Raw genomic sequence first — 5,637 nt, 5'->3', positions numbered from 1 at the left:
ATTTGGCGGTGCAAAAGACCCACCAGCCGGCGCGCTTCACGGTGAACCAGACGGGGACGTATCAGATCCGCGTGCGCAATACCGGCAGTGCCGCCACGGCGGGCGCTGTGACGGTGCAGGATCGTTTGCCCGCAGGTTTGAGCTTGGCTGCAACGCCCACGGCGGTTGGCTGGATGTGTACCGGCACCGTGGGTGCAGTGGCGTTCAGTTGCAGCACCTCGGACGTGATCGCAGCGGGTGCCCTGCATCCGGGCGTGATCACGGCGCGGGTCAACGTGGCCGCTTTCGCCCACACCGGCACGCCGGTGGATAACGTGGTGTTGGTCGAAGGCGGGGGCGAAGCAGTGCCGCAGCAGCCCACGGCGCAAGAGCGAGGTGCGTTCCAATCGAACCCCTCTGCCTTGCCGCTGTGCGATGGCACGCTGCCGCAAAACGCTTGTCGGGATGCGACCGACGTGCAGTTGCCGGCGTCGATGTCGGGGGCGGTGTGGGTCGATACCGGCCGCACGCCGCATGTCTTCGATAGCGGTGATCAGACGCTCAAGGACTGGATCGTCGAAGTCTCTGACCCCGCCACAGGCGCGGTGGTGGCCACCACCCGAACCGGCGCGGATGGCCGTTATGTGATCGGTGATTTGGTGCCGGGGATGGTGCTGGATGTGCGTTTCCGCAATCCGCAAACCCAAGTGGTGTTTGGCAATCCGGTCAATGGTGAAACCGGCCCGGGATCCTCGGGGGTGTCGTGCATCGCCTTGGCGCTTTTGACGCCGGGCCAGCAGAGTTCTTGCGTGGATACCACCGGGACGGTCAGCCAGCTCAAGGTGGTGCTGGCCCCGGGGGCCAATTTGGTGCAACAAAGCTTGCCGATTGATCCGAGCGGCGTCACCTACGATACCCAAACGCGGCTGCCGGTGCCGGGCACGGTGGTGACGATGCAACCTGACGGTGTTTGCGCGGGCTGGGACCCGGTGGCGGGCATCGTCAATAGCAGCTTGGGTGGTTATACCGTGCAAGGCTCGGCGATCTCGATGACGACGGGTGCGGATGGTTTCTATCAATTCCTCTTCTCGGCCAACGCGCCAGCGCTGTGCGATTTCCGCCTTACGGTGACGCCGCCCGGCACGCATGGCTTCCCTTCGGCGTCGATTCCGCCCCAAGCTGGGCCGCTGATCCCGCCGGGTGCGCCCGGTTCGACCTACGCCGTACAACCGTCGCCCAATCCGCCGCTGACCCCTCCGGGTCCCGGCACGGGCTATTACGTGGTGGTGCGCGGTGGCTCGGGTGGCGTGAACATCGTCAACAACCACATCCCGGTGGATCCGCTCTCATCGCCCAAGCTGAGCTTGAGCAAGGTGGCGGATCTGCGCAGCGTCGAGCTGGGGGCGAGCGTGCGCTACACCGTGACCGTGCGTCAGGTGGCGGGCAACGCGCTGGCTCAAGCCACGGTGGTGGACCGTTTGCCAGCGGGCTTCACCTTCATCAAGGGCACCGCTGTGCTCGACAACCTGCCGCTGGCTGATCCGGCCGGCGGTGTGGGGCCGCTGCTGAGCTTCCAGCTCGGGGCGCTGACACCGGGCGTGCAGCGCACCTTGCAGTACCGCGTGCGTGTGGGCGTTGGGGCTTTGCAAGGTGATGCGACCAACCGGGCGCGCGCGGTCGGCTGCGGCATACCTGCGGGCTGCACGAACGCTGACGGCACACCGTTGACGGGCAGTTCGCTCTCGAACGAAGGCCAAGCCAAGGTGCAAGTGAGCGGCGGGGTCTTTGCGTCTGAGGCTTGCGTGACCGGCAAGATCTTTGTCGATTGCAACCACAACCACATGCAAGACGCCGAAGAGCTGGGCATTCCTGGTGTGCGGCTCTACATGGAAGACGGCACGTGGCTGGTGAGTGATTCGGAGGGCAAGTACAGCTTGTGTGGCCTCGTGCCCCAAAGCCATGTCTTGAAGCCGGACCCGAGCACCTTGCCACGGGGTGCGCGTTTGACGACCTCCAGCAACCGCAATTTGGGCGACGCCGCCAGCTTGTGGCTTGACTTGAAGAACGGCGCGTTGCAGCGGGCGGATTTCATCGAGAGCAGTTGCTCGAACACGGTGTTGTCACAGGTGCGGGCGCGCCGCGCCCAAGGCGGTGTGCGGGCGCCAGAAACCGAGCGACCCCAAGGTCCGCCGCTGCGCTTTGAGAGCAAAGCCCACGGGTTGAAAGATGCGCTGGCCCCGCAGCAGGCCACTGAAACCGCCGATCAGCGCCCGGCGATTGGCGCGCCGCGTGAGGCTGAAGGAGATCGCCATGCGCGCTGAGCAAAAGTTGAAAACCGCCGTGCTGCTGCTGTGCGGGATGCTGGTGTGGTTGCCCACAGGGTGGGCGGCCCCGCCGTTGGCAACGTTGAGCCCATTGGGCAAGCTGGTGATTGAGCTGGGTCGCAACGGCGTGCCGGCCGATGGTCAAAGTGCCATGCCCATCACGATCAAGGTGCTGGGTACTGATGGGCAGCGCCTAGACGAGCGCGTCATGGTGACGGTCGAGCACAGCGGCGGGCGACTGCTCTTGCCCGGTGCGCTCAGCGATGAAGCTGGGCCTCGGGGCTTGGATGCCGACCGGGTGACACCCGGGGTACAGGTGGCGGTGGAGCACGGCGAGTTGCATCTGAACCTCTTGGCCCCGAGCACGCCGCAAGACGTGGTGTTGCGCGTCAGCGCTGGGGATCAATCGGTGCAGGGTGAACTGCGCTTTGTGCCCGATGCTCGCGACATGATCGCTGCGGGTTTGATCGAAGGCGTGCTGAGCCTGAGCGGTGGTGCGGGTGGGGGTGCAGGGATTCAGCCGCTGCGACGCGGCGATGTCTTTGAGCGCGAGATCAACCGCTGGGCGCGTGATTTCAACGACGGCCAGCGCAGCGTGGGCGCTCGGGCGGCGGTGTTCCTCAAAGGCATGGTCTCGGGCGACTATTTGCTGACCGCCGCCTACGACTCGGACAAAGACGTGCGCGCTCGGCTGCTGCGCGATGTGCAGCCGGACAAGTTCTATCCGGTCTACGGCGACAGCGCCTTGCGCGGCTTTGATGCGCGCAGCGCGGATCGGCTTTATGTGCGGGTCGATCACCAGCGCAGTTATTTGCTTTACGGCGACTTCGCCACCGGCGCTGGCTTCAGCCAAGCCGCTGGCGGCGGCGGGATCATGGGCCTGAAGCAACGCAGCTTGGGGGCCTACAACCGCACCGCCACCGGCGTGCGCCATCACCTGCAAGGCGAGAGCGGCCACACCGATGCCTTTGCCTTCAACGACACCTTGCATCAAGTGGTCGAGGAATTCGTCAGCCAAGGCTCTGGCCCTTACGGCTTGTCGAACAACGCGGTGCTGGAGGGCAGTGACAAGGTCGAGATCGTGGTGCGGGATCGCAATCAGCCGGCCCGCATCCTGAGCGTCACGCCCTTGACGCGGCTGGTCGATTACAGCTTCGAGCCCTTCTCGGGGCGGATCGTGCTGGCGACGTATTTGCCCGCTTTGGACGCCCAGCTCAATCCGCAGTCGCTGCGCGTGAGCTATGAAGTCGATCAGGGCGGCACGCCGTTCTGGGTCACCGGGGTGGAAGGGCAATGGCGCGTGACCGACGGGCTGGAGCTGGGTGCGTTTGTGGTCAAGGACCGCAACCCGTTGGCACCGCTGGATTTGGCCAGCGTGAACGCCGGCCTGAGCTTGGGGCCGCATACCCGGGCGGTGCTTGAGCTGGCCGGGACGCGGCGCGAGATCAACACCAACACGCTCAATGCCTCAACCGCCGCGTCAAGCGCGGGCTTGTCGGGCATGGTCAGCGGCAAGGCGTGGCGCGCCGAGGTGCAACACGAGGGCGAGCTGATCGACGCCCGACTGGTGACGGCGAGCAGCGAAGCCGGCTTTTTGAATGCCGCTGCCCCCTTGGACGCCGGTCGCCGTGACGCGGCGGCCAAGCTCGCCGCCAAGCTCAGCGCCACCACGCAGCTCTACGGCGAAGCCCTGCGCAGCGAGGACCGCAACCCCGGTGGCGGCTTGCGCAGCGCTGCCGGTGCCGGTTTGCGGTGGCGGGTGGCGGCCCTTGACGGTTTGACGCTGGACGCCGGCTTGCGCCGGGTGCGCGAAACCGCTGGGGTGTTGGTGCCTTCGCAGCTCAGTCCGATCACGCCCTTGAGCGGCAGTTCGGGCTTGGGCAGCAGCCTAGGCGCAGGGGCGGGTGGCGGCGCGCTGGGCTACGGCAACAACTTGATCGACCCGGCCACCGGCTTGGCGCAGATCAACCCCGGCAGCAGCTTGCAGGGCAACGCTGGCATCGGGGCGTTGAACGTGCCGGCCGGTACGCAGCTCGCCAGTGATACCGCCCGCTTGGGGCTGGGTTATGCGCTCACACCGCGCAGCAGTGTGGGCGCTGAGCTGGAGCAGCAGATCAGTGGCGAAGTGCGTCAGCGCGTGGCCGTGGGCGCGGATTACGCCGTGGCTGAGCGCGCTAGGCTTTACGGTCGATTTGAGCGTCAAACGGGTTTGTCGAGCCTGTACGGCATCACCGCACCGGACCGACAGGTGGATGCATTCGCCCTCGGGGCCAGCTCGACGTACTTCCAAGACACCCAGCTCTTTTCGGAGTACCGCTTGCGCGACGCCGCCAGCGGACGCGATCTGCAACTGGCCTCGGGTGTGCGCCAAGCCTGGGACTTGAGCGAAGGTCTGCGCCTGACCACCGCCTTGGAGCGCTTGAACGTGCTTCAAGGCCCCGCGCCCGATGCTTCCGCCCTGAGCGTGGGCTTGGACATGCACGCTGATCCGCTTTGGAAGGGTTCGACCCGGCTGGAGCTGCGCCGGGCGGGGGATCGGGGTGACACCGTGGACGATGATCGCTTCCAGACCGCTCTGTGGCAGCTGATGTTGGCGCGCAAGCTGGACCGCGACTGGACCTTGCTGGCCCGCAATTACTTGCTCAACACCACCTACGTCGCCAAGGGGGCCGTGTTCCAAGACCGGGCGCAGATCGGCGTGGCTTATCGCGAAACCGATGTGGACCGGCTCTCGGGTTTGGCGCGCTACGAGCTGAAAAACGAACGCGACGCCAGCAACGCCACCTTGGGCGAGTTACACAGCCGGGCGCACATCGTCTCGACCCATCTCGATTGGCACGCCTCGCGGCCGTGGTGGCTCTATGGCCGCATGGCGGCCAAGTGGCAAGACGATCGTTTTGAAGGTGGGGTGCAGGACCACTTCCAGTCGCAACTGCTGTCTTCCCGCCTGAGCTACGACGTCACCGAGCAATGGGATGTGGCGGCGCTGGCTTCGGTGCAGTGGGGCCAGCTCGGGGCGCGTGAAACCGCGCTGGGTCTGGAAGCTGGCCGCTTGATGGCGCAGAACCTGTGGCTGTCGGCCGGGGTGAATGTGAGTGGTTTTGCCGGGGATGTCGATCTGACGGGCTACGAATACACCCGGCGCGGCTTTTTCCTGCGCTTGCGCTTCAAGTTCGACGAAGACCTGTTTGCCGGCCGCGACCCGCGCATCAACCGCAGCTTGGACCGCAACCCGGACCCCTCTGCTGCGCCATGACCTTTTTTGTGGGTGCCTTGCCATGAAGTTTTCTCTCACTCGCCCGCTTGGGTGCTTGTTGTTGTCCTCGGTGATGTC

2 protein-coding genes are annotated in these 5,637 nt (G+C 65.7%); both read left to right on the top strand.

The features are described 5' to 3' along the window. Positions 1-2,300 (top strand): DUF7933 domain-containing protein (locus tag AC3VI7_RS11930; RefSeq protein ID WP_489671563.1); only part of this gene is annotated, 2,300 nt, incomplete at its 5' end. After that, complete coding sequence (locus AC3VI7_RS11925) at positions 2,290-5,559, top strand: hypothetical protein (protein WP_489671562.1); 3,270 nt, start codon at positions 2,290-2,292, stop codon at positions 5,557-5,559. The genes AC3VI7_RS11930 and AC3VI7_RS11925, both read left to right, overlap by 11 nt. Positions 5,560-5,637: the final 78 nt, after the last annotated feature.

It is taken from the genome of Leptothrix toolikensis (SeqCode) (genome assembly GCF_057922285.1).
This window is presented reverse-complemented; position numbering and strand designations above follow the sequence as displayed.

Excerpts from the sequence above, each read along its gene's own strand:
- AC3VI7_RS11925 (WP_489671562.1), top strand. The coding sequence starts at position 2,290 with ATGCGCGCTGAGCAAAAGTTGAAAACCGCCGTGCTGCTGCTGTGCGGG.